General features: G+C 72.1%; 23 protein-coding genes and 1 pseudogene. 11 read left to right on the top strand and 13 right to left on the bottom strand.

Features of this window, described 5'->3' with window-relative positions; genetic code table 11:
* Positions 1-171: 171 nt before the first annotated feature.
* Positions 172-936, top strand: a complete 765-nt coding sequence (locus tag ACIPSA_RS44285; RefSeq protein ID WP_402646088.1) for a maleylpyruvate isomerase family mycothiol-dependent enzyme — start codon at positions 172-174, stop codon at positions 934-936.
* A gap of 10 nt (positions 937-946) precedes the next feature.
* On the opposite strand, the gene ACIPSA_RS44280 is transcribed toward ACIPSA_RS44285, so the two are convergent.
* A complete protein-coding gene (locus ACIPSA_RS44280; protein WP_402646085.1) occupies positions 947-1,339 on the bottom strand; it encodes a MarR family winged helix-turn-helix transcriptional regulator in 393 nt (130 codons plus the stop codon).
* Positions 1,340-1,424: 85 nt separating this feature from the next.
* On the opposite strand from ACIPSA_RS44280, the gene ACIPSA_RS44275 reads away from it, so the two are divergent.
* Entirely contained in the window at positions 1,425-2,915 is a 1,491-nt protein-coding gene (locus ACIPSA_RS44275) for an MFS transporter (RefSeq protein WP_402646083.1), read from the top strand.
* 79 nt (positions 2,916-2,994) lie between these two features.
* Positions 2,995-3,279, top strand: coding sequence for a DUF6332 family protein (locus ACIPSA_RS44270; RefSeq protein ID WP_402646080.1), 285 nt, complete (start codon positions 2,995-2,997; stop codon positions 3,277-3,279).
* Here the strand turns inward: ACIPSA_RS44270 and ACIPSA_RS44265 are convergent.
* The 3 genes from ACIPSA_RS44265 to ACIPSA_RS44255 form a co-directional block, all read right to left on the bottom strand.
* Complete coding sequence (locus ACIPSA_RS44265) at positions 3,240-3,905, bottom strand: response regulator (protein ID WP_402646077.1); 666 nt, start codon at positions 3,903-3,905, stop codon at positions 3,240-3,242. The two genes, ACIPSA_RS44270 and ACIPSA_RS44265, sit on opposite strands and share 40 nt — an antisense overlap.
* A complete protein-coding gene (locus ACIPSA_RS44260; protein WP_402646074.1) occupies positions 3,902-5,164 on the bottom strand; it encodes a sensor histidine kinase in 1,263 nt (420 codons plus the stop codon). The genes ACIPSA_RS44265 and ACIPSA_RS44260 overlap by 4 nt, the downstream gene beginning before the upstream one ends.
* A 90-nt stretch (positions 5,165-5,254) precedes the next feature.
* Positions 5,255-5,905: a TetR/AcrR family transcriptional regulator gene (locus ACIPSA_RS44255; RefSeq protein WP_402646071.1), complete on the bottom strand. Its 651-nt coding sequence runs from the start codon at positions 5,903-5,905 to the stop codon at positions 5,255-5,257.
* 155 nt (positions 5,906-6,060) lie between these two features.
* Between ACIPSA_RS44255 and ACIPSA_RS44250 the strand changes: the two genes are divergently transcribed.
* Positions 6,061-7,125: a medium chain dehydrogenase/reductase family protein gene (locus tag ACIPSA_RS44250; protein ID WP_402646068.1), complete on the top strand. Its 1,065-nt coding sequence runs from the start codon at positions 6,061-6,063 to the stop codon at positions 7,123-7,125.
* Positions 7,126-7,132: 7 nt separating this feature from the next.
* Here ACIPSA_RS44250 and ACIPSA_RS44245 read toward each other — a convergent pair whose 3' ends face one another.
* Positions 7,133-7,819: a TetR/AcrR family transcriptional regulator gene (locus ACIPSA_RS44245; protein ID WP_402646065.1), complete on the bottom strand. Its 687-nt coding sequence runs from the start codon at positions 7,817-7,819 to the stop codon at positions 7,133-7,135.
* Positions 7,820-7,971: 152 nt separating this feature from the next.
* On the opposite strand from ACIPSA_RS44245, the gene ACIPSA_RS44240 reads away from it, so the two are divergent.
* Positions 7,972-8,421, top strand: coding sequence for a nitroreductase family deazaflavin-dependent oxidoreductase (locus ACIPSA_RS44240; RefSeq protein WP_402646063.1), 450 nt, complete (start codon positions 7,972-7,974; stop codon positions 8,419-8,421).
* Here ACIPSA_RS44240 and ACIPSA_RS44235 read toward each other — a convergent pair.
* On the bottom strand, positions 8,411-9,652 hold the full coding sequence (locus tag ACIPSA_RS44235) for a geranylgeranyl reductase family protein (protein ID WP_402646060.1): 1,242 nt from the start codon (positions 9,650-9,652) through the stop codon (positions 8,411-8,413). The genes ACIPSA_RS44240 and ACIPSA_RS44235 overlap by 11 nt on opposite strands.
* A gap of 170 nt (positions 9,653-9,822) precedes the next feature.
* Here ACIPSA_RS44235 and ACIPSA_RS44230 point away from each other — a divergent pair, with 170 nt between their 5' ends.
* The gene (locus tag ACIPSA_RS44230; protein WP_402646058.1) at positions 9,823-11,178 is read left to right on the top strand and encodes a dipeptidase; all 1,356 of its coding nucleotides are present in this window, start codon (positions 9,823-9,825) and stop codon (positions 11,176-11,178) included.
* Between the two features lie 62 nt (positions 11,179-11,240).
* Entirely contained in the window at positions 11,241-11,957 is a 717-nt protein-coding gene (locus tag ACIPSA_RS44225; protein ID WP_402646056.1) for an MBL fold metallo-hydrolase, read from the top strand.
* A gap of 59 nt (positions 11,958-12,016) precedes the next feature.
* On the opposite strand, the gene ACIPSA_RS44220 is transcribed toward ACIPSA_RS44225, so the two are convergent.
* Both ACIPSA_RS44220 and ACIPSA_RS44215 read right to left on the bottom strand, forming a co-directional pair.
* Positions 12,017-13,060 carry an NUDIX domain-containing protein gene (locus tag ACIPSA_RS44220; protein WP_402646055.1) on the bottom strand — a complete coding sequence of 348 codons (1,044 nt, stop codon included), beginning with the start codon at positions 13,058-13,060 and terminating at the stop codon, positions 12,017-12,019.
* Positions 13,061-13,198: 138 nt separating this feature from the next.
* Positions 13,199-13,399 carry a hypothetical protein gene (locus ACIPSA_RS44215; protein ID WP_402646052.1) on the bottom strand — a complete coding sequence of 67 codons (201 nt, stop codon included), beginning with the start codon at positions 13,397-13,399 and terminating at the stop codon, positions 13,199-13,201.
* A gap of 237 nt (positions 13,400-13,636) precedes the next feature.
* On the opposite strand from ACIPSA_RS44215, the gene ACIPSA_RS44210 reads away from it, so the two are divergent.
* Entirely contained in the window at positions 13,637-13,990 is a 354-nt protein-coding gene (locus tag ACIPSA_RS44210; protein ID WP_402646050.1) for a hypothetical protein, read from the top strand.
* 81 nt (positions 13,991-14,071) lie between these two features.
* On the opposite strand, the gene ACIPSA_RS44205 is transcribed toward ACIPSA_RS44210, so the two are convergent.
* Positions 14,072-15,025: an ROK family protein gene (locus tag ACIPSA_RS44205; protein WP_402646048.1), complete on the bottom strand. Its 954-nt coding sequence runs from the start codon at positions 15,023-15,025 to the stop codon at positions 14,072-14,074.
* A gap of 147 nt (positions 15,026-15,172) precedes the next feature.
* Between ACIPSA_RS44205 and ACIPSA_RS44200 the strand changes: the two genes are divergently transcribed.
* Both ACIPSA_RS44200 and ACIPSA_RS44195 read left to right on the top strand, forming a co-directional pair.
* The gene (locus ACIPSA_RS44200) at positions 15,173-16,279 is read left to right on the top strand and encodes a LacI family DNA-binding transcriptional regulator (protein ID WP_402646045.1); all 1,107 of its coding nucleotides are present in this window, start codon (positions 15,173-15,175) and stop codon (positions 16,277-16,279) included.
* A gap of 7 nt (positions 16,280-16,286) precedes the next feature.
* Positions 16,287-16,544 (top strand): annotated as a pseudogene (locus ACIPSA_RS44195) (hypothetical protein); the annotation flags it as partial.
* 68 nt (positions 16,545-16,612) lie between these two features.
* Here ACIPSA_RS44195 and ACIPSA_RS44190 read toward each other — a convergent pair.
* A complete protein-coding gene (locus ACIPSA_RS44190) occupies positions 16,613-17,917 on the bottom strand; it encodes a DUF6986 family protein (RefSeq protein ID WP_402646042.1) in 1,305 nt (434 codons plus the stop codon).
* A gap of 228 nt (positions 17,918-18,145) precedes the next feature.
* Here ACIPSA_RS44190 and ACIPSA_RS44185 point away from each other — a divergent pair, with 228 nt between their 5' ends.
* Positions 18,146-19,066: an endonuclease/exonuclease/phosphatase family protein gene (locus ACIPSA_RS44185; RefSeq protein ID WP_402646040.1), complete on the top strand. Its 921-nt coding sequence runs from the start codon at positions 18,146-18,148 to the stop codon at positions 19,064-19,066.
* Between the two features lie 55 nt (positions 19,067-19,121).
* Here the strand turns inward: ACIPSA_RS44185 and ACIPSA_RS44180 are convergent, their stop codons facing one another.
* The 3 genes from ACIPSA_RS44180 to ACIPSA_RS44170 all read right to left on the bottom strand — a co-directional run bounded on the left by ACIPSA_RS44180 (position 19,122) and on the right by ACIPSA_RS44170 (position 21,650).
* Positions 19,122-20,084 (bottom strand): electron transfer flavoprotein subunit alpha/FixB family protein, encoded by a 963-nt coding sequence (locus tag ACIPSA_RS44180; protein WP_402646038.1) that lies wholly within the window; start codon positions 20,082-20,084, stop codon positions 19,122-19,124.
* Positions 20,085-20,137: 53 nt separating this feature from the next.
* Positions 20,138-20,923, bottom strand: a complete 786-nt coding sequence (locus ACIPSA_RS44175; protein ID WP_402646035.1) for an electron transfer flavoprotein subunit beta/FixA family protein — start codon at positions 20,921-20,923, stop codon at positions 20,138-20,140.
* Positions 20,924-21,140: 217 nt separating this feature from the next.
* Positions 21,141-21,650, bottom strand: coding sequence for a flavin reductase family protein (locus ACIPSA_RS44170; protein ID WP_402646033.1), 510 nt, complete (start codon positions 21,648-21,650; stop codon positions 21,141-21,143).
* Positions 21,651-21,823: the final 173 nt, after the last annotated feature.

Below are 21,823 nucleotides of genomic sequence, written 5' to 3'. Positions count from 1 at the left end.
ACGGCCGGGTGTGCGCCGGGTTCGGAACAGCATCCGGGCCGCGCTCGGCCACGGCTCGGCGGAGCCATCGCCGACGCCGTGGAGTGCTCGGCTTCGTGAGGCTGTGCTGTCCGCCGGCTCGACGACGACCGGAGCGCGCATGGCGGTGCCGAACCGGGCACACTCACCCGCATGGAGACTGCCGACTTCCTTCAGACCCTGGACCGGGAGGGGCGGCTGCTGGCCGCGGCCGCCGAGGTTGCGGGGACCGACGCCAAGGTGCCGACCTGCCCGGAGTGGCAGGTGCGCGACCTGCTGCGGCACACGGGCGCGGTGCACCGCTGGGCCGCCGGGATCGTCGCCGGCGGGCACACCGCGCCGCGCCCCTTCGGTGACCTCCCGGACCTCGACGGCGCCGAGCTCGTGACCTGGTACCGGGACAGCCATCGCCGCCTCGTCGAGATCCTGGCCGCCGCTCCGTCCGACGTGGCGTGCTGGACCTTCCACCCCGCCCCCTGCCCCTCGCCACTGGCCTTCTGGACCCGGCGGCAGGCGCACGAGACGACCGTGCACCGCTATGACGCGGAGTCTGCGCGCGGCGGTGTTCCGTCGCCGGTCGCGCGGGACTTCGCGGTGGACGGGATCGACGAGCTGCTGCGCGGCTTCCACGCCCGTTCCAGGAGCCGTGTGCGCACTCAGGAGCCGCGCGTGCTGCGGGTGCGGGCCTTGGCCACGGACGCCGACACCGGCACCGGCACCGGCACCGGGGACGTGTGGACCGTACACCTGTCGGCGGAGCCGCCCGTGACCGCGCGGGAGGGGTCGGGCGCGGCGGAGGCCGAACTGGCCGGTCCCGCCGACCAGTTGTACCTCGCCCTGTGGAACCGGGTGCCGATGCCCGGGGTGACCGGTGACGTTTCGCTGGCCGCACTGTGGCGGGAGACGTCGGCGATCTGACGGCGGCCGCTCAGCCCGCCAGCATCCGGGTCAGCACCGCGCGCTGCACCGGCAGCACCTCGCCGTGCAGCGTGCGCCCCTTTGCCGTGAGCCCCACTCGCACGCCCCGCCGGTCCTCCGCGCACATGGCCCGCTCGACCAGGCCGTCCTTCTCCAGCCGGGCGATCAGCCTGGACAGCGCGCTCTGACTGAGATGCACCCGCTCCGAGATCTCCTGTACGCGGTAGGCGCAGCCGCCGTCCGCCGCGGATCCCTCGGACAGCAGGTCGAGCACCTCGAAGTCGCTGGCGCACAGGCCGTGTCCGTTCAGGGCGCGGTCGAGCTCGCACTGCGTGCGGGCGTGCAGGGTGAGGATGCCCCGCCACTCTTCCACGAGCGCCTGCTCGGCCTTCTTCGCCGCCATGGCCGCACCGTAGCAGAGAACCGGAATCATTGCACCGGAATTAAATGCATTTGCATTCGATGCATGCGCATGTAGTCTCTTCGGCATGACCTCTCCGCTCACCGTCCCCGCGGCCCCGTCGTCGGCGGTTCGCTGGACCCCCCGGCTGTGGGGCACGCTGCTGGTGCTCTGCGCCGCGATGTTCCTCGACGCGCTCGACGTGTCGATGGTCGGCGTCGCCCTGCCGTCCATCGGCTCCGACCTCCACCTGTCCACGTCGACGCTGCAATGGATCGTCAGCGGCTACATCCTGGGATACGGCGGCCTGCTTCTCCTCGGCGGCCGCACCGCCGACCTGCTCGGCCGCCGTCAGGTGTTCCTGGTGGCCCTGGGTGTCTTCGCGCTCGCCTCACTGCTCGGCGGACTCGTCGACTCCGGCCCGCTGCTGATCGCCAGCCGCTTCATCAAGGGCCTGAGCGCGGCGTTCACCGCCCCCGCAGGCCTGTCGATCATCACCACGACCTTCCCCGAGGGCCCGCTGCGCAACCGCGCCCTCTCCATCTACACCACCTGCGCGGCCACCGGCTTCTCCATGGGCCTGGTGCTGTCCGGTCTGCTGACCGAGGCCAGTTGGCGGCTCACCATGCTGCTGCCGGCGCCCATCGCGCTGCTCGCCCTGCTCGCCGGTCTCAAGCTGCTGCCGCGCACCACGCGCGAGCGCGACCACGACGGCTACGACATCCCGGGCGCCGTCATCGGCACGGCGTCGATGCTGCTGCTCGTCTTCACCGTCGTCCAGGCGCCGGAGGCCGGGTGGGCGTCCGCCCGCACCCTGCTGTCGTTCCTCGCGGTCGCCGTCCTGCTGACCGTCTTCGTCCGGGTCGAGCGGCGCGCGCCGAGCCCGCTGGTCCGGCTCGGCGTGCTGCGCTCGGGCAGCCAGATCCGGGCCCAGCTCGGCGCGGTGGCCTTCTTCGGGTCGTACGTCGGATTCCAGTTCCTGACCACGCTGTACATGCAGTCGCTGCTCGGCTGGTCGGCCCTGCACACCGCGCTGGCCTTCCTGCCCGCGGGTGCCCTGGTGGCGGTGTCCTCGACGAAGGTCGGCTCGGTCGTCGACCGGTTCGGCACCCCTCGGCTGCTCGCGGTGGGCTTCGCGCTGATGGCCGTCGGGTACGCGCTGTTCCTGCGCGTCGACCTCGATCCGGTGTACGCGGCCGTCGTGCTGCCGTCGATGCTGCTGATCGGCGCGGCCTGCGCGCTGGTCTTCCCCTCGCTCAACATCCAGGCCACCAACGGGGTCGAGGACCACGAGCAGGGCATGGTCTCCGGCCTGCTCAACACCTCGGTCCAGGTCGGCGGCGCGATCTTCCTGGCGGTCGTCACGGCGGTGGTGACCGCGGGCGCCCCCGACCGTGCGACCCCGCAGGCCGTGCTCGACAGCTACCGTCCCGGGTTCATGGTGGTCACGGGCATCGCCGTGGCCGGACTGCTCATCACCCTCACCGGGCTGCGCGGCCGTCGTACCCGGCCGTCGATCGTGGTCGCGAGGTCCACCGTGGAGGAGGCGGACACCGAGCCGGTGTCGGTTCGCGACTAGCGCGACCAGGGGACGCCTCCGTGTGCGCCCGGCGGGGTTTCGCTTGCCCCGCCGGGCGCGCAGCTGTGAGACTGAGCGGGTGAACGGGTACGGGGGACGACGCAACAAGGCCGAACAGGACGCGGTGACGGTCGAGTTCGGGTACGCGCTGGTGAGCGCGGCGTTCGCCGCGGCGGTGGTGTTCGGGGCCGTTGCCGGACCGGCGTTGCTCTTCGATCTGCCGTTCCTGCTGTCCGCGCTGCTGCTTCGCTCCGGCCTGGTTCTGGCGGCCGTGGTCTTCGCCGCGCGGGTCGTGAGCGTGCTGGTCCGCTTCCGCCGGGGGCCTCAGCCCAGCCAGCCGGGCCGCACCAGCCCCGACTCGTAGGCCAGCACCACGAGTTGGGCCCGGTCCCTGGCGCCGAGCTTCACCATCGTGCGGCTCACGTGGGTCTTCGCGGTGAGCGGGCTGACGACCAGGCGGCGGGCGATCTCCTCGTTGGACAGACCGATGCCGACCAGGGCCATCACCTCCCTCTCCCGCTCGGTGAGCCGGGCGAGGGCGTCGGCGGCCGCGGGCTCCTTGGAACGGGCGGCGAACTCGGCGATCAGGCGGCGGGTCACGCCGGGCGACAGCAGCGCGTCGCCTTCGACCACCGCCCGTACCGCGCGCAGGAGTTCGTCGGGCTCGGTGTCCTTCACCAGGAAGCCGGAGGCACCCGAGCGGATCGCCTCGAAGACGTACTCGTCGAGTTCGAACGTGGTGAGCATGACCACCTTCACGTCCTTCAGCTCCGCCGAACCGGTGATGCGGCGGGTGGCGGACAGGCCGTCGAGGAGGGGCATGCGGATGTCCATCAGGACGACGTCGGGTTGCAGTTCGCGCACCTCGCGCAGGGCCTCCTCGCCGTCGGCGGCTTCCCCTGCCACCTCGATGTCCGGCTGCGCGTCCAGCAGCGCCTTGAAACCGGCCCGCACCAGCGACTGGTCGTCGGCGAGCAGTACACGGATCACCGGTCGTCCTCCTTGGCCTTCGCCTTCGACTTCAAGGGCAGTACGGCGAGCACCCGGAAGCCCCCGTCGGGGCGCGGGCCCGCCTCGATCGTGCCACCCAGCGCGGCGGCCCGTTCCCGCATTCCCGCCAGCCCGTTCCCGCTGCCGCCCGCGTCCGCGCCGGTCGCGGGTCCGTCGTCGTCGATCCGCAGGCGCAGCGCACCGCCGCAGGCGGCGTCGTCATTGCATCCCTCGAAGCACACGCGCGCGTGCCGCGAGCCCGAATGGCGTACGACGTTGGTGAGGGCCTCCTGGACGATGCGGAAGGCCGCGAGGTCGGCGCCCGGCGGGAGGCTCGGCGGCTCGCCCTCGACGTCTACCGTGAGGCCCGCGTCCGCCGCCTGTTCCACCAGTTCAGACAGCCGGTCCAGGCCGGGCGCGGGGGCGCGCGGTGCGGCGCCGGGGGCACGCAGGGTGTCCAGGACCTGGCGCACCTCCCCGAGCGCCTCCTTGCTGGCGGCCTTGATGGTGGTGAGCGCCGCACGCGCCTGCTCCGGGTCGGTGTCGAGGAGCGCGAGCCCGACGCCCGCCTGCACGTTGATGACGGAGATGCTGTGCGCCAGGACGTCGTGCAGCTCGCGGGCGATCCGCAGCCGCTCCTCGTCCGCGCGCCGGCGGGCCGCCAGGGCGCGGTCGGCACGCTCCCGGGCCCACTGCTCCCGTCGCACGCGGGCCAGTTCGGACACCGCCACGACGGCCACACCCCAGGTCGCGATGACGATCTCCTGGTTGATGTTCGCGCCCCCGTCGCCCGGCGGCGGAAGCCAGCGATAGAGCCAGAGCGCTACCAGCAGGTGCCCCGCCCAGAGCATCCCGATGGCGCCCCAGGCGGCCCGGCGGTGACCCGCGACGACGGCGCTGAAGCAGCTCACGGCGACGGTCAGGAACACCGGTCCGTACGGATAGCCCGCGCCCAGGTACACCAGGGCGGCGGTCGCCGTGCCGTACGCCACGAACGCCGGATACCGCTGCCGCCACAGCAGCAGTCCCGAGGCCACGAGCAGCAGCACGCGCGCGTAGCCGTCGAGTTGCTCGCGGTGGTACTGCCCGTGCGCGGCGAAGTGCGAGCCGGCCAGCACGAACGCCGTGAGCAGAACGGTGGAGCGCCACGGCAGGCGGGCGCGGCCGGGCTCGGCGTCGCCGTCCGGACGGTTCCACCACGGGGGACCGTACCGCCACCACTGGGGCGGTCCGTGCCCGCGCACGCGCTGCTCTCCCATGCCGCCACGCTAGACGTCGGCCGTCCGGGAGGACGTCAGCCGGGCGAGGTGATCACACGTACTCCCCGGGGAGTACACCCGCGGGCGTGATCAGCGCCCGCCCGCCAGCTCGTCCACCTCGGCGGCGAACAGCAGCTCGGGGTCGAACCCCATGCCGTTGAAATGGCCCGCGAGCTCCAGTGACAGCAGCCCGTGCAGCCTGGTCCAGAACACCAGCGCCCGGTGCAGGACCGCGGGCGGGGCCGGGTGTTCCCCCGCCCACTGCCGGTGTTCCGCGAGGTGGGCGTCGAACCCGTCGGCGCCGGGTGCCCCGGACCCCGCGGCCGCGCAGACGTCGAGCAGCGCGGACATGATCTCCTGGGCGATCGCGGTGATGTCGTCCGGCGCGTGGTAGCCGGGCACCGGCGTGCCGTAGACCAGGAAATACCGCTGAGGGTCCGCGAGCGCCCAGCGGCGCAGGGCGTGCGCGAGACCGGGCAGCCCGTCGCCCGAGTCGGCGGTGGCGCGGAAGGTGTCCGCCAGGCTGCGGTAGGCGTCGCGGATCAGCTCGGTGATCAGGTCGTCCCGGCCGCCGAAGTACCGGTAGAGCGCCGGGCCGCTCATCCCCAGCTCCTTGGCGATGGCGTTGAGGGAGAGCCCCGACGCGCCTGCCGTTGCGATCTGTTCCCGGGCCCGCTCCTTGATCTCCGCACGCACCTGGCTGCGGTACCGCTCACGGGGGCTCTCCGCGCCTGCCGTCATCGCCTCCACGCTCCTCTTCGTCCGGTTCGTTTCAACCTATCACCACAGCGATAGCCAATAACGGACATTCTCGCGAGAGCTTGACACTCACGCTATTGACCGTCATGTTAGTTATAGCTTCTAACGCAAACGAGTAGCTCTACACGGAGGTCGTCATGGAAAGCACGGAACTCGTCGAGGTCGTCCTGCCGGGAACGGTCGAACCGGAGGAGCTCCAGTTCCGGCGAGGGGACATACCGGCCGCGGGCGCCGGGCAGATCGTGGTCCGGATGGAGGCCACCGGGGTCTCCTTCGCGGAGCAGCAGATGCGCCGCGGGCGGTACTACGACCAGCCGCCGTTCCCGTTCGTACCGGGTTACGACCTGGTCGGCACGGTGCTCACGGCCGGTCCCGGTGTCGCGCCCGGCCTCGTCGGCAAGCGGGTGGCGGCACTGGTGAAGGTCGGCGGCTGGGCCAGCCACGTGGTGCTCGACGCGGCCGACGCGGTGGAGGTGCCCGAGGGCGTCGGCGCGGCGGAGGCGGAGACCCTGGTCGTCAACGGCATCACCGCTTGGCAGATGCTCCACCGCAGGGCCCGCGTGCGCAGCGGCGGGACGATCCTCGTCCACGGGGCCAACGGCGGTGTCGGCACCGTCCTCGTCCAGCTCGCGCGGGCGGCCGGCCTCAAGGTGATCGGCACGGCGTCGGCCCGCCATCACGACGCGCTGCGCCGGCTGGGCGTGACTCCCGTCGACTACCGCACGGAGGACGTCCCGGCCCGGGTCCGCGAACTCGCCCCCGGCGGGGTCGACGCGGTCTTCGACCACGTCGGAGGCCGCAGCGTGATCGACTCCTGGCGGCTGCTCGCGCCCGGCGGCACGCTCGTCTCCTACGGCAGCGCCGCGACCCGGGACGACACGGGCTCCAAGCAGTGGCCCGTCCTGAAGATCCTCGGCCGGGTGTGGCTGTGGAACGCGCTGCCCAACGGCCGCCACGCGTACTTCTTCAACGTCTGGGCGGGCCGCGCCCTGAACAAGGACCGCTTCCGGGCCCGGCTGAGCGCCGACCTGACCGAGGTGTTCCGCGCCCTCCAGCGCGGCGAGGTCACCGCCCGGATCGCCGCCCGGCTCCCGCTCACCCAGGTCGCCGAGGCCATGCGGCTGGCCGAGTCCGGCACGGTCGCGGGCAAGGTCGTCCTGATCCCCGGACACGAGGGCCCGGACGCGCCCTCCAGGTCCTAGGGGTGCCCTAGGGAAGGACCAGACCCACCCCATGGGCGAGCCGGGCGGCCGCTTGCCGGAAGAACGCCTCGCGGTCCTCCACCACTCTGTTGAACTGCCCGAACAGCTCGAACCCGACGAGGCCGTAAAGCTGCGCCCAGGCCGCGACGAGGGCCACGACCACCTCGGGCGGGAGGTCGGGGGCCAGGTCCGCGGCCATACGGCGGGCCTCGGGCTCCAGCTCCGCGAGCAGCGGGGTACGGGCCACACCGCGCCGCTGGTGTGCGTCGCGGACGATGCCGATGAGCAGGACCCCCACCCGGGCCGCGGGAGGGATGGTCGTCTCGGGCGCCGAGTAGCCCGGCACCGGCGAGCCGTAGATCAGCGCGTACTCGTGCGGATGCGCGAGTGCCCAGTCGCGCACGGCCTCGCACACGGCGACCCAGCGCCGGGCGGGGGCGGTGCCGCCGGCCTCCGCGGCCTCCGCCGCCTCACCGAGGGAGTCGTAGGCGTCGATGATGAGCGCGGTCAGCAGGTCGTCGCGGCTGGGGAAGTAGCGGTACAGCGCGGAGGAGACCATGCCGAGCTCGCGGGCCACCGCCCGCAGCGAGAGCTTGGCGGCACCCTCGGCCGCCAGCTGTCTGCGCGCCTCGTCCTTGATGGCCGCGGTGACTTCGATCCTGGCTCGCGCGCGGGCGCCCTGTGCGGTGCTCATGGGAACCAGTCTGCCACGGAGCGAGATCAGTGCACACAAAAGAGAGCACCGCTCTTGCTTTGGAGCGCCGATCTCGTGCAGACTCCTCTCAAGCGAGAGCACCGCTCTCCGAACTGCGAGAGCAGCCGCTCTCCCGTACCCAGGGGGTCACCATGTCCACGCACGTCAAGAAGCCCGGCTGGTTCACCGTCAATGTCTTCAACCGCTTCGTCGCATGGCTGACCCGTCGTGGCATCAGCGTGTGGGGCTCCCGGGTCCTGGCGGTCCGCGGCCGCAAGAGCGGCGAGTGGCGGACCACCCCCGTGAACCTGCTGACCGTGGACGGACAGCAGTACCTGCTCGCCCCGCGCGGCCACGTCCAGTGGACGCACAACATGCGCGCGGCCGGCGGCGGCGAGCTGCGTCTGGGCAAGAACGTGGACGTGTTCACCGCGACCGAGGTCACCGACGAGGACAAGGTCCCGCTCCTGCGCGCCTACCTCAAGCGCTGGAAGGCCGAGGTCGGGATCTTCTTCGACGGGGTCGGCCCCGACTCCCCCGACGACGAGATGCGCCGGATCGCCCCCGACCACCCCGTCTTCAGGATCACCGTCAAGAGCTGACCGCGTCCTCCGCGGCGGCGGGCGGTCGCCGGTCCAGCGCGGTCAGGGCGCGCTGGGCCATGGGGTGGGAGCGGACGAGTTCGCCCAGGGACGTCGAGCCCTGCGTGATGTCCTTGAAGGCCCTCCAGGCAGGGCGGAAGCCGGTGAGGGCCGCGTGGAACAGGCCGGGCCGGCGCTCGAACGCCGTCAGCATCCGCTTGCCGACACTCATCTCGACACCCAGCCCCGCCTTGATCGCGAACGCGTAGTTCAGCGCCTGACGGCGGGTGTCCACGGCGTCGTGCGCCTCGGCGATCCGGACCGCCCACTCCCCCGCGAGCCGTCCCGAGCGGAGCGCGAAGGAGATGCCCTCGCGGGTCCACGGCTCAAGCAGGCCGGCCGCGTCGCCGCACACCAGCACCCGGCCGCGCGACAGCGGCGAGTCGTCGGCCCGGCAGCGGGTCAAGTGTCCGGAGGAGATGGCCGGTTCGAAGCCGGCGAGGCCGAGCCGGGCGATGAAGTCCTCCAAGTACCGCTTGGTGGCGGCGCCTTCGCCGCGCGCCGAGATCACGCCGACCGTGAGCGTGTCCCCCTTGGGGAAGACCCAGCCGTAACTGCCGGGCATCGGACCCCAGTCGATGAGGACCCGCCCCTTCCAGTCCTCGGCGACCGTCTCCGGCACCGGGATCTCCGCCTCCAGGCCGAGGTCGACCTGGTCCAGCTTCACCCCGACGTGCGCTCCTATGCGGCTGGCGCTTCCGTCGGCGCCCACCACCGCTCGGGCCAGCAGCGTCTCGCCGCCCTGCAGTACGACGGCGACCGTGCGCCGGTCCGGCACCGCCGAGCCGTGCTGCTCGACCCGCGACACGGTGACGCCCGTACGCAGCTCGGCGCCCGCCTTCTGCGCGTGCTCGACCAGCTGCTGGTCGAACTCGGGGCGGTTGATCAGCCCGAACAGCATCTGCCTGGAACGGCGGGTACGGGTGAAGCGCCCGTTGTTGGAGAAGGTGACCGCGTGCACCCGGTCCCGGAAGGGCAGCTCGAAGCCGGGCGGCAGCGCGTCGCGCGAGGGACCGATGATGCCCCCGCCGCAGGTCTTGTAGCGGGGCAGCTCGGCCTTCTCCAGCAACAGCACACGCCGTCCCGTGACCGCCGCCGCGTAGGCGGCCGAGGCGCCCGCGGGTCCCGCGCCCACCACGACGACGTCCCACACCTGCTGCACGTCGTCCGCCGAAGAGTTCTCGCCGCTCACGATGGTCTGCCGCTCCGATCAAGCCGTCTGCCGCTCCCCCAGGCTCTCGGCTTCGCCCGAGCCGGGGGGACCCCATGTCCCCCGCATCCTACGGCGGACGTCGCCGCAGGCCACTGTGGCAGGATCGGGGCACTCACAGGTACAACGTCGCACCCACAAGGAGCGTGCCCATGTCGTCGAATCCGCTCGCCGAGACCGTCGCCGCCCTGATGCCCAGGGCGAAGGCGGAGCTCACCGAACTGGTGGCCTTCAAGTCGGTCGCGGACTTCGACCAGTTCCCCCGGAGCGAGAGCGAGGGCGCCGCGAACTGGGTCGCCGACGCGCTGCGCGCCGAGGGCTTCGAGGACGTGGCCCTGCTCGACACCCCGGACGGCACGCAGTCGGTCTACGGCCACCTGGCGGGGCCGGAGGGCGCCAAGACCGTCCTTCTCTACGCGCACTACGACGTGCAGCCGCCGCTGGACGAGTCCGCCTGGACCACCCCGCCCTTCGAGCTGACCGAGCGCGACGGCCGCTGGTACGGCCGCGGGAGCGCCGACTGCAAGGGCGGCCTGATCATGCACCTGCTCGCGCTGCGCGCCCTCAAGGCGAACGGTGGTGTCCCGGTGCACGTCAAGGTGATCGCCGAGGGCTCGGAGGAGATGGGCACGGGCGGCCTGGAGCGGTACGCCGAGCAGCACCCCGAGCTGCTGCAGGCCGACACGATCGTCATCGGCGACGCGGGCAACTTCCGCGTCGGCCTGCCGACCGTCACCACCACCCTGCGCGGCATGACCCTGGTCCGCGTGCAGATCGACACCCTTGAGGGCAACCTGCACTCGGGCCAGTTCGGCGGTGCCGCCCCGGACGCGCTGGCCGCGCTGATCCGCGTACTGGACTCGCTGCGCGCCGAGGACGGATCGACGACCGTCGACGGGCTCGCCCCGGAGACCCGCTGGGACGGGCTGGAGTACGAGGAGGCTCAGTTCCGCAAGGACGCCAAGGTCCTCGACGGTGTCGGGCTCATCGGTGACGGCTCGGTGGCCGACCGCATCTGGGCCCGCCCGGCCGTCACGGTCCTCGGCATCGACTGCCCGCCGGTCGTCGGCGCCACCCCCTCCGTGCAGTCGAGCGCCCGCGCCCTGATCAGCCTGCGGGTGCCGCCGGGCGTCGACGCCGCCGAGGCGAGCAAGCTGCTCCAGGCGCACGTGGAGGCGCACACGCCGTGGGGCGCCCGGGTGCGCACCGAGCAGGTCGGTCAGGGCCAGGCCTTCCGCGCCGAGCCCGACAGCCCGGCGTACCAGGCGATGGCCGACGCGATGGCCGTCGCGTACCCGGGCGAGGAGATGCAGTACGCCGGGCAGGGCGGCTCCATCCCGCTGTGCAACACCCTCGCGGGCCTCTACCCGGACGCGGAGATCCTGCTCATCGGCCTGAGCGAGCCGGAGGCCCAGATCCACGCCGTCGACGAGAGCGTGTCCCCGGAGGAACTGGAGCGGCTGTCCGTGGCGGAGGCCCTGTTCCTGCGCAACTACGCGGCGGGCTGAACCGCTCTGCCCACAGCAGAGGGCCCTCGCCCGCGGGCGGGGGCCCTCCCTACGGTCGGCGCATGGACGTCATCGAGCTGCTTCCGCGCCTCCACCTCCTGCGCTTCCCGGTCGGCCAGGCCTATCTCTGGCGCGACGGCGACGAGCTGACAATGATCGACGCCGGGACCATCGGCTCCGGCCGGACGATCGCCGACGCGGTCACGGCCCTGGGGCGGGCCCCTTCGGACCTGCGGCGGATCGTGCTCACCCACTTCCACGAGGACCACGCGGGCGGGGCCGGCGAGCTGGCCGCCCTGAGCGGTGCCGAGGTGCTGGCGCACCACCTGGACGCGCCGGTCGTCAGGGGTGAGGTGCCCGGCCCGCCCCCGGCCCTGGAGGACTGGGAGCTGCCGATCCACGCCGAGGCCGTGAAGCGCCTGCCCCCGGGTGACCCGGTCCGCCCGGAGCGGGTCACCGAACTGTCCGACGGTGACGTCCTCGACTTCGGCGGCGGCGCCCATGTCGTCCACGCACCGGGGCACACGGGCGGCAGTATCGCCCTCCGACTCCCCGAGCACGGTGTGCTGTTCACGGGGGACGCGGTGGCCGCGGCACCAGTCACCGGGTCCGTCGTGCCGGGCGTGTTCAACCTCGACCGGGCCCGAGCCATCGCGTCCTTGCACCGGCTGGCGGGCCTTGACGCGGAGGTGGCCTGTTTTGGTCACGGCGATCCCGTGGTGGGCGGGGCTTCGGCGGCCCTTCGGAAAGCGGCGGACGCGTACGGGAGTCCGCGCTGACGAGGGAGTGGGCATGCACGGTCCACGGCGGACCGCTTCGGCGGAACGTCCTCCACGTCTCAGCCGAGCGGAACACCTGCCTCCAGATACAGTGCGGCCCCGCGCTCACGTGCCCGCAGCGCCCAGCGCAGCCGCTCGTAGCGGACCGGCGGCAGCAGTTCGGCGGCCTCCTGCTCGGTGACGAAGCGCCAGTCGCGCAGCTCGGGTCCCGGCAGCAGCAGCCGGCCGGTCTCGGCCGAGTCGAGACGGCCGCCGTCGAAGAGGAGACGCAGCCCGCCGAAGCCGGGGGGCACCGGCTGTTCCCAGTCCACGACCAGCAGCCGCGGGACGTCCGCCAGCCGGATCCCGGTCTCTTCGGCCACCTCGCGGATGCCCGCGCGGGCCGGGGCCTCGCCGGGCTCGACGACACCGCCGGGGAACTCCCAGCCGGCCTTGTAGGTGGGGTCGACGAGCAGCACCCGGTCCTGTTCGTCGAAGAGCAGCACGCCCGCCGCGAGGGTCTCGGCGGTGGGCTCCGGGGTCTGCACGATGTCGCAGGGGGCGACCACGCCGCCGCTGACGGCCTCGGCGATCCGGACGGCCGTCTCGTACGGGGTGAGGGCGCCGGTGTCGATCGGATGGGCGTCGGCGGTGAGCCAGGAGGCGAGGGCGGCGCGGTACGGCTCGATGTGGTCGAACGACCACTGCCGAACCCGCATCTCGCCGTCGGACAGGTCCGGCGGGATCTCCCGCCCGGCTATTCGCTCCCGCAGGATCGTTTCCGCCGGGGCGAGGAGGATGTGCCGGACGGTGATGCGGCGCGCGGCGAGGCCGCCGAACATCTCGTCACGGTACTCCTGGCGCAGCAGGGTCATCGGGACCACGAGGGTTCCGCCGAGCTCGGCGAGCATCGCTGCCGCGGTGTCGATCACGAGCCGTCGCCAGATCGGCAGGTCCTGGAAGTCGCCGACCTCGGCGAGGCGCTTGGGCGGGAGCAGGTGCGTGAGCGCTCCGCCGATGACCTCGGGGTCGAAGAGCGTGCTGTTCGGGATCAGTTCGATCAGTTCCCGTGCGGTGGTGGTCTTCCCCGCACCGAACGCGCCGTTGATCCAGACGACGGTCACGGACTCCCCCTCTTCTGTTGGCCCCCTGTGGCTTGCCCGCTCCACACTGCCATGGAAACCAGCCCCAGCCGAGGCGTACGAACGGGGTGCCGGTGCCCCGCTTCGGGGCCCGGCACCGCACGACTCCCGTGTGTGGTTCTACTCCTGCCCCGGGGCGTTGTCCTCGATGGCGAAGCTGTCCTGGCTGATGGTGTGGTCGACCGTGCCGAGCGTGTCCGAGACGTTCAGATCCCCGGGTACCCCGAGTACATGGTCGTCCGCCCCGTGGGACGGGGTGATCGCGGCCACGACGAACCCGGTGGCGAGGGAGGCGATGGCGAGCATGCTGCGCTTCTTCATGCCCGGATCAACTACGGAAGCGGTCGGGAGTCACGCGGATCACGGCGGTTACGCTGATCGACGAAGGCCACCGCGGCGGTTGTCGGCGGCGAAACCACGTGGCACCCGTGATCGCACGCTCGGTATCGTCTGCCCCCGGCATCCCGACCTCCCGGCCTGCCGGCTTCCCGACCCGCCGACCTGCCGACCTGCCGACCCGCCGAGACGACGGCAGGCGCCGTACAGAGAGCGACTCCCATGACCAGCCCGCGACCGACGACGACCCTCTGGCGCCCCACCGGCCCCAAGGAGCTGGACCTGGTCCGCGAGCTGGACTGGCGCGCCTGGCCGCCCCGGCTGCCCGAGCAGCCGATCTTCTATCCGGTCCTCAACGAGGACTACGCGATCAGGATCGCGCGGGACTGGAACGTCAAGCACGACGGCGCCGGCTTCGTGACGCGCTTCGAGGTCGACTCGGACTTCCTGAGCCGGTATCCCGTCCAGCAGGCCGGCGGCGAGACGATCCTGGAGCTGTGGGTGCCCGCCGAGCAACTCGACGAGTTCAACGCCCACATCGTCGGCACGATCCAGGTGGTCCACGAGTTCCGATGAGCCGCTGCCGCACCGCCGGTGCGGCAGCCACCCCCGGTCAAACGTTCCTGCGCGCCCGGCGTCCCGTCCCGGTGTCCGTCGTCAGACTCCTGCCGCCGTCGCGTCCGGCCTGCGGGCCAGGGCGGCCGCCGCGGCGCCCACCAGGCCCGCGTCCGTGCCCATCTGAGCGGGCGTCACCGTCAGGCGCCGGACGAAGGACAGGGTCGCGTAGTCGGCGAGGGCCTTGCGCAGCGGCGTGAAGAGGACCTCGCCCGCCTTGCCCACTCCCCCGCCGATCACCGCGATGTCGATCTCGACGAGCGTCGCCGTGGCCGCGATTCCTGCAGCCAGCGCCTGCGCCGCACGCTCGAAGGAGGCCACGGCGACCGGGTCTCCGGCCCGGGCGGCGGCGGCCACCGCCGCGGCGGAGGTGTCGCCGTCGGGGCCGGGCCGCCAGCCGCTCTCCAGCGCACGCCGGGCGATATTGGGGCCGCTGGCGATGCGCTCGACGCAGCCGCGCGAACCGCACGGGCACGGGTCGCCGTCGAGGTCGACGCTGATGTGGCCGATGTGGCCCGCGTTGCCGGTGGGTCCGGGATGCAGACGGCCGTTCAGGACCAGGCCGCCGCCGACGCCGGTCGAGACCACCATGCACAGCGCGTTCTCGTGGCCGCGGGCGGCGCCCTGCCAGTGCTCGGCGGCCGTGATCGCCACACCGTCGCCGATCAGCTCGACCGGCAGTCCGCCGGTGGCCGCACGCACCCGCTCCACCAGCGGGAAGTCGCGCCAGCCGGGCACGTTCACCGGGCTCACCGTGCCCGCGGAGGCGTCCACCGGGCCCGCGCTGCCGATGCCGACGGAGCCCGCGCGTCCCCACAGCGGCGACTCGGCGAGCTCGCCGAGCACCTCCTCCACCGCCCGCACGACGGTCTCGCCGTCCTCCTGCGCGGGCGTCGCGCGCTGCGCGCGCACCTGGATCCGTCCGTGGCCGTCCACCAGCGCGCCGGCGATCTTGGTGCCGCCGATGTCGAGGGCCGCCACGAGGTCGGTGTGCATCAGAGTCAGATCTCCCCGTCAAACGTGAGAAACGGCTGCCCGGTCAAGCGGTGGGGGCGCAGGCCGGTGATTGCGGTGGACAGTGTCTCCTGCATCTGACAACGTTGTCCAGGCTCTATGCTCGACGCCACATCCTCATACAAGACCATGGACCGACGCATCCCCGTGGACGACAGGACAGGACGCCGCATCGTGCCCGAGACCACCCGCCGCGCCGCCGGCCTCCCAGAGCGCCAAGCCGGGACCCGCTACGGCAACCGTCCGACCATGAAGGACGTCGCGGCGCGAGCCGGAGTCGGCCTGAAGACGGTGTCGCGCGTGGTCAACGGGGAACCGGGTGTCACTCCGGACACCGAGCGCCGCGTCCAGGAGGCCATCGACGCGCTGGGCTTCCGCCGCAACGACAGCGCGCGGGTGCTGCGCAAGGGCCGCACCGCGAGCATCGGCCTGGTCCTGGAGGACCTCGCCGACCCGTTCTACGGCCCCCTCAGCCGCGCGGTCGAGGAGGTGGCCCGCGCCCACGGGGCCCTGCTGATCAACGGTTCCAGCGCCGAAGACCCGGACCGCGAACAGGAGTTGGCACTGGCGCTGTGCGCGCGGCGCGTGGACGGCCTGGTGGTCATCCCGGCCGGGGACGACCACCGTTATCTGGAGCCGGAGATCAAGGCGGGCGTCGCGACCGTGTTCGTGGACCGCCCGGCCGGGAGGATCGACGCCGACGTCGTCCTGTCCGACAACTACGGCGGTGCCCGCGCCGGTGTCGCCCATCTGATCGCCCACGGCCACCGCCGCATCGGCTTCATCGGCGACATGCCCCGCATCCACACCGCGGCCGAGCGTCTGCGCGGCTACCGGGCGGCCCTGGAGGACGCGGGGATACCCGTCGAGGACTCCTGGATGTCCCTGGGAGCCACCGACCCCGAGCGGGTGCGCCGGGCCGCCGAGGAGATGCTCTCCGGCCCCTCCCCCGTCACCGCGGTCTTCGCGGGCAACAACCGGGTGACGGTCACCGTGATCCGCGTCCTCGCCGAACAGTCCCGCCGCGTCGCCCTCGTCGGCTTCGACGACATCGAGCTCGCCGACCTGCTCCAGCCCGGTGTCACGGTGGTCGCCCAGGACGCCGCCGCCCTCGGCCGTACCGCTGCCGAACGCCTCTTCCGTCAGCTGGACGGGACACTGGTCACCCCGGAGCGCATCGAGCTGCCGACCCGGCTGATCACCCGCGGCTCGGGCGAGCTGCCGCCGGCGGACTGAGCCGCGGATGGCGGGCCGCACGCTGGCGGAACTGGGCCTCGCCGAGGCACCGCGCGACCATCCACTGACCTACCCGGGCGCCTGGCCCGCGGACTCCGGACTTCTCCACGGGGACCGGATGCTGCCGCTCGACCGGCTGGTGCGCGAGGACCGGGTGCCGGTCCTCGCGGTCGGGTCCAACGCCTGCCCCGGTCAACTCCGCCACAAGATGGCCGAGTCCGGGATCACCGCTCCGATCCCGATGGTGAAGGCCCGCGTGTCAGGGCGCGTGCGGTGGGTCGGCTTCGGCCGGGCGCCGGGGACTGCGGTGACCGGCCGGTGTGACCGGTTCCCCTACTTCGCGGAGGCCGTCGGGTCGCCCCGTCGCGGCGTTGCGAAGCCCTCCAGGTCGGCCCGGGTCAGGCCGGTCAGGCCGGCGACCTCGGCGTCGTCGAGCGCGCCGCAGTCGAGGCCGCGCAGCAGATAGCCGCTGAGAGCCCTGGCGGTGGCGGGCTCGTCCATGACGTCGCCGCCGGTCCGGTCGGCGTAGCGGGCGAGGCGGGCGGCCGCCTGCTCGAAGCCCTCGCGGTAGAAGGCGAAGACGGCGGCGTAGCGGGTGGGGATGTGGCCGGGGTGCATGTCCCAGCCCTGGTAGTAGGCGCGGGCGAGGGCGCGGCGGGTGAGGCCGTAGTGCAGGCGCCAGGCGGCGTGGACCTGCTCGGTCGGGCCGACCGGGAGGACGTTGGTGGAGCCGTCCGAGACGCGTACGCCGGTGCCGGCCGCCGCGACCTGCATGATCGCCTTGGCGTGGTCGGCGGCGGGGTGGTCGGCGGCCTGGTAGGCGGCGGAGACCCCGAGACAGGCGCTGTAGTCGAAGGTGCCGTAGTGCAGACCGGTGGCACGGCCCTCGGCGGCCTGGATCATCCGGGCGACGGTGGCGGTGCCGTCGGTGGCGAGGATGGACTGGCTGGTCTCGATCTGGATCTCGAAACCGATCCTGCCGGGTTCGAGCCCGCGCGCCTTCTCGAAGGCTTCGAGGAGCCGGACCATGGCGGTGACCTGCTCGGGGTACGTCACCTTCGGCAGGGTGAGGACGAGTCCGCCGGGCAGTCCGCCCGCCTCCATCAGGCCGGTGAGGAAGATGTCGAGGGTGCGGATGCCCCGGTCGCGCACCCCGGCCTCCATGCACTTCATGCGGATGCCCATGTACGGGGCCGCCGTGCCGTTCTCGTACGCCCCCGCGACCAGCCGGGCCGCGCGGGCGGCCGCCTCGTCCTCCTCGGCGTCCGGGCGGGGGCCGTAGCCGTCCTCGAAGTCGACCCGCAGGTCCTCGATCGGCTCGAGCTCCAGCTTGGCGCGGACGCGGGAGTACACCGGCTCGGCGAGGGTGTCGGGCAGGCCGAGAACGGCGGCGAAGGAGGCCGCGTCCGGGGCGTGTTCGTCGAGGGCGGCGAGCGCCCGGTCGCCCCAGGAACGGATGGTGTCGGCGGCGAAGACGTCACCGGGGACGTACACGGTGTGGACGGGCTGGCGGGTGCCGGGGTCGCCCGGGTAGCGGCGCTCCAGCTCGGCGTCGACCGGCGTGAGGGAGGCGCTGATCTGCTCGCTGACGGCGCCCGCGAGGCTCGTCGCCACCGTCTCCTGCTGACCCTGGCCCATCCCGCACCCTCCTGTTTTCCACTGTACGGAATCAACAATTCGTTGAATGAAGTTATCGGGGCATCTTCCGGACGGTCAACACCATGTCCACAGGAGCCACTCCGTCACCTCGGGCATGTTCACGCCCATACCGGTCCCGGGTATCTCCCGGGTATCACGCTTCTCCACGCACGACTCGTCTTACGCACGTGCACGACTCGTCCGGCCGTTGCCACCGAAGGAGCCTCCGTGCCGAACCACCGTCGAGTCACCCGCCGTCTGGGCCTGCAAGCCGTGCTGGCGGCGGCGGTCACCCTGCCCCTCTCCAGTGCCGCGATCTCCACCTCGTCCGCCTCCACCTCGTCCGCCTCGGCGCGGGCGCGCCGGGTGCCCCGTCTGGAGGTCATGACCTTCAACCTGCGTTTCGCGAGTACCGCCGAACCCAACAGCTGGAGCGACCGCCGACCGGTGATGCGCGAGCTGCTGCGCCGCGCGCACCCCCAGGTCATCGGTACCCAGGAGGGCCTCTATCAGCAGCTGCGGGACATCGACTCCGATCTCGGTCCGGACTACGAGTGGATCGGCACCGGTCGTGAGGGGGGCAGCCGCGACGAGTCCACGGCGATCTACTACGACACCCGGCGCCTGGCCCCCGTCGAGCACTACACCTTCTGGCTCTCCGACACCCCGGAAGTGATCCGCTCGAACACCTGGGGCGCCGCCTTTCCGCGTATCGTCACCTGGGTCCGCTTCCGCGATCTCGCCGACGGCGGACGGGAGTTCTACGTCCTCAACACTCACTTCGACCATGCGAGCCAGTACGCGCGCGAGCGCAGCGCCTCGCTGATGACCCAGCGGATCGCGCGGCTCGACCGCGCGCTGCCGGTCGTGGTGACCGGCGACTTCAACGTCGCCGCGCACAAGAACCAGGTGTACGACACGATGGTGGGTTCGGGGCTCGTCGACACCTGGGAGACTGCGGCATGGCGCAGCCCCCTGTACGCGACCTTCCACGGCTACAAGGGGCTCATACCGAACGGCGACCGCATCGACTGGATCCTGACCTCGCCGGGGGTGAGGACGTACCGGGCGTCGGTCGACACCTTCTCCGTGAACGGCCAGTTCCCCAGCGACCACCTGCCCGTGCGGGCGTCACTCGCTCTGGGATGAACCGAGGCCCCCGTGACCGGTGCGGTCACGGGGGCCTCGTACAGCCTGGCGGCGATCAGCCCTTGCGGGCCTTGATCTCCTCGGTCAGCTGCGGGACGACGTCGAACAGGTCGCCGACCACGCCGTAGTCGACCAGGTCGAAGATCGGGGCCTCGGAGTCCTTGTTGACCGCCACGATCGTCTTCGAGGTCTGCATACCGGCACGGTGCTGGATCGCGCCGGAGATGCCGTTGGCGATGTACAGCTGCGGCGAGACCGACTTACCGGTCTGGCCGACCTGGTTGGTGTGCGGGTACCAGCCCGCGTCCACCGCGGCACGCGAGGCGCCGACAGCCGCGCCGAGGGAGTCGGCGAGGGCCTCGATGATCGAGAAGTTCTCGGCGCCGTTGACACCGCGGCCACCGGAGACCACGATCGCGGCCTCGGTCAGCTCCGGGCGGCCCGTCGACTCACGCGGGGTGCGGGCGGTGACCTTGGTGCCGGTCGCCTTGTCCGAGAAGGAGACGGACAGGGCCTCGACCGCACCGGCGGCCGGGGCGGCCTCGACGGCGGCCGAGTTCGGCTTGACCGTGATGACCGGGGTGCCCTTGATGACACGGGACTTGGTGGTGAAGGACGCGGCGAACACCGACTGGGTGGCCACCGGGCCCTCGTCGCCGGCCTCCAGGTCGATGGCGTCGGTGATGATGCCGGAGCCGATGCGCAGCGCCAGACGGGCGGCGACCTCCTTGCCCTCCGCGGAGGACGGGACCAGCACCGCGGCCGGGGAGACGGCCTCGTAGGCGGCCTGGAGGGCGTCCACCTTCGGGACGACCAGGTAGTCGGCGTACTCGGACGCCTCGTGGGTGAGAACCTTCACCGCGCCGTGCTCGGCGAGCGCGGCGGCGGTGTCGGCGGCGCCGTTGCCGAGGGCGACGGCGACCGGCTCGCCGATGCGGCGGGCGAGGGTCAGCAGCTCCAGGGTGGGCTTGCGGACGGCACCGTCCACGTGGTCGACGTAGACGAGGACTTCAGCCATGGGAATGCTCTCCTGCGTACGAAAGTTGAGGGGCGGTCAGCGGGTGCGAGCCCTTAGATGAACTTCTGGCTCGCGAGGAACTCAGCGAGCTGCTTGCCGCCCTCGCCCTCGTCCTTGACGATCGTGCCGGCCGTACGGGCCGGGCGCTCGGCCGCGGCGTCGACCTTGGTCCAGGAGCCGTCGAGGCCGACCTCTTCGGCGTCGATGTCCAGGTCGGACAGGTCCCAGGACTGAACTGGCTTCTTCTTGGCCGCCATGATGCCCTTGAAGGACGGGTAACGCGCCTCGCCCGACTGGTCGGTGACGGACACGACGGCCGGGAGCTGCGCCTCGAGCTGCTCGGAGGCGGCGTCGCCGTCGCGGCGGCCCTTGACCGTGCCGTCCTCGACGGAGACCTCGGAGAGCAGGGTGACCTGCGGGACGCCCAGACGCTCGGCGACCAGGGCGGGGACCACACCGGCGGTGCCGTCGGTGGAGGCCATGCCGGAGATCACCAGGTCGTAGCCGGCCTTCTCGATGGCCTTGGCCAGCACCAGGGAGGTGCCGATGACGTCCGTGCCGTGCAGGTCGTCGTCCTCGACGTGGATGGCCTTGTCGGCACCCATCGAGAGGGCCTTGCGCAGCGCGTCCTTGGCGTCCTCCGGGCCGACCGTCAGCACGGTGACCTCGGCGTCGTCCGCGTCCTCGGCGATCTGCAGCGCCTGCTCGACCGCGTACTCGTCGAGTTCGGAGAGCAGGCCGTCCACGTCGTCGCGGTCGACGGTCAGGTCATCGGCGAAGTGCCGGTCGCCAGTGGCGTCGGGCACGTACTTCACAGTGACAACGATCCTCAAGCTCACGCCGGCTCTCCTACTGCATCGTCTCTTCTGGGCTGCCTCTTGCAGGCAGCATAGGCGCCTCAAGCGGCTGATCCCGGTCGGGGCGGCCGCGCGCTCCGAACGAAATATTACTCGCCAGTACACCCACTTCGCCGCCGCTAAGCAAGCGCTTTGGACTGTGACCTTCGCAACGCAGCGTAACCGGAACTCGACCGCTTCGCAGTTCGGCGGGCAGTGATCAATCGCGCAGTCCGTTGAACCGCCCCTGGTGGTACAGCAGCGGCCGGCCGGTGCCCGCGGGGTCGCCCAGGACGACCTCGGCGACCACGATGCGGTGATCGCCGGCGGGGACGCGGCCCACGATCCGGCACATCAGCCAGACGAGGACGTCGTCGAGGACGGGGACGCCTTCGGGCCCCTCACGCCAGGCAGTGGGAGCGCCGAAGCGGTCGGCGCCGCTGCGCGCGAAGGTGGCGGCCAGATCGCTCTGGTGCTCGCCGAGGATGTGGACGCCGACGTGATCGGCCGTCGATATCGCGGGCCAGCTGGAGGCGCCGGTGCCGACGCCGAAGGAGAGGAGCGGGGGTTCGGCAGATACGGAGGTGAGGGAGGTGGCGGTGAAGCCGACCGGTCCGGAGTCGCTGCGGGCTGTGATCACCGCGACACCCGCGGCATGTTGCCGGAAGGCGGAGCGCAGCAGGTCGGGAGAGGCGAGCCGGGAAGTACGGAGGTCGGGCGCGGCCGTCATGGAGTTGTCCTTCTTCGGGAGGTGGCGTCGGGGTCCGTTGCTGCTCAACAGCCCGGACAGCGCGCGCTCGCGGTGCGCTTCAGGTCCACGTGGACCCGCCCGAAGAGAAGGAGTTCCGTACGCATGGGGTCAGGCTGACGATAGGTGGCGTGCACAGTCAAGTACGTTCCGAC

The organism is Streptomyces sp. NPDC086549 (genome assembly GCF_044746205.1).
In the GTDB taxonomy this organism is placed as follows: Bacteria; Actinomycetota; Actinomycetes; order Streptomycetales; family Streptomycetaceae; genus Streptomyces.
This window is presented reverse-complemented; position numbering and strand designations above follow the sequence as displayed.

What these genes read in the sequence shown, in the direction of transcription:
- ACIPSA_RS44225 (WP_402646056.1), top strand. Translation starts at nt 11,241, where the DNA reads ATGGACGTCATCGAGCTGCTTCCGCGCCTCCACCTCCTGCGCTTCCCG.
- ACIPSA_RS44230 (WP_402646058.1), top strand. Translation starts at nt 9,823, where the DNA reads ATGTCGTCGAATCCGCTCGCCGAGACCGTCGCCGCCCTGATGCCCAGG.
- ACIPSA_RS44190 (WP_402646042.1), bottom strand. Translation starts at nt 17,917, where the DNA reads ATGGGCCAGGGTCAGCAGGAGACGGTGGCGACGAGCCTCGCGGGCGCC.
- ACIPSA_RS44255 (WP_402646071.1), bottom strand. Translation starts at nt 5,905, where the DNA reads ATGACGGCAGGCGCGGAGAGCCCCCGTGAGCGGTACCGCAGCCAGGTG.
- ACIPSA_RS44205 (WP_402646048.1), bottom strand. Translation starts at nt 15,025, where the DNA reads ATGCACACCGACCTCGTGGCGGCCCTCGACATCGGCGGCACCAAGATC.
- ACIPSA_RS44180 (WP_402646038.1), bottom strand. Translation starts at nt 20,084, where the DNA reads ATGGCTGAAGTCCTCGTCTACGTCGACCACGTGGACGGTGCCGTCCGC.
- ACIPSA_RS44210 (WP_402646050.1), top strand. Translation starts at nt 13,637, where the DNA reads ATGACCAGCCCGCGACCGACGACGACCCTCTGGCGCCCCACCGGCCCC.
- ACIPSA_RS44285 (WP_402646088.1), top strand. Translation starts at nt 172, where the DNA reads ATGGAGACTGCCGACTTCCTTCAGACCCTGGACCGGGAGGGGCGGCTG.
- ACIPSA_RS44250 (WP_402646068.1), top strand. Translation starts at nt 6,061, where the DNA reads ATGGAAAGCACGGAACTCGTCGAGGTCGTCCTGCCGGGAACGGTCGAA.
- ACIPSA_RS44240 (WP_402646063.1), top strand. Translation starts at nt 7,972, where the DNA reads ATGTCCACGCACGTCAAGAAGCCCGGCTGGTTCACCGTCAATGTCTTC.
- ACIPSA_RS44215 (WP_402646052.1), bottom strand. Translation starts at nt 13,399, where the DNA reads ATGAAGAAGCGCAGCATGCTCGCCATCGCCTCCCTCGCCACCGGGTTC.
- ACIPSA_RS44200 (WP_402646045.1), top strand. Translation starts at nt 15,173, where the DNA reads ATGGACCGACGCATCCCCGTGGACGACAGGACAGGACGCCGCATCGTG.
- ACIPSA_RS44280 (WP_402646085.1), bottom strand. Translation starts at nt 1,339, where the DNA reads ATGGCGGCGAAGAAGGCCGAGCAGGCGCTCGTGGAAGAGTGGCGGGGC.
- ACIPSA_RS44245 (WP_402646065.1), bottom strand. Translation starts at nt 7,819, where the DNA reads ATGAGCACCGCACAGGGCGCCCGCGCGCGAGCCAGGATCGAAGTCACC.
- ACIPSA_RS44170 (WP_402646033.1), bottom strand. Translation starts at nt 21,650, where the DNA reads ATGACGGCCGCGCCCGACCTCCGTACTTCCCGGCTCGCCTCTCCCGAC.
- ACIPSA_RS44260 (WP_402646074.1), bottom strand. Translation starts at nt 5,164, where the DNA reads ATGGGAGAGCAGCGCGTGCGCGGGCACGGACCGCCCCAGTGGTGGCGG.
- ACIPSA_RS44275 (WP_402646083.1), top strand. Translation starts at nt 1,425, where the DNA reads ATGACCTCTCCGCTCACCGTCCCCGCGGCCCCGTCGTCGGCGGTTCGC.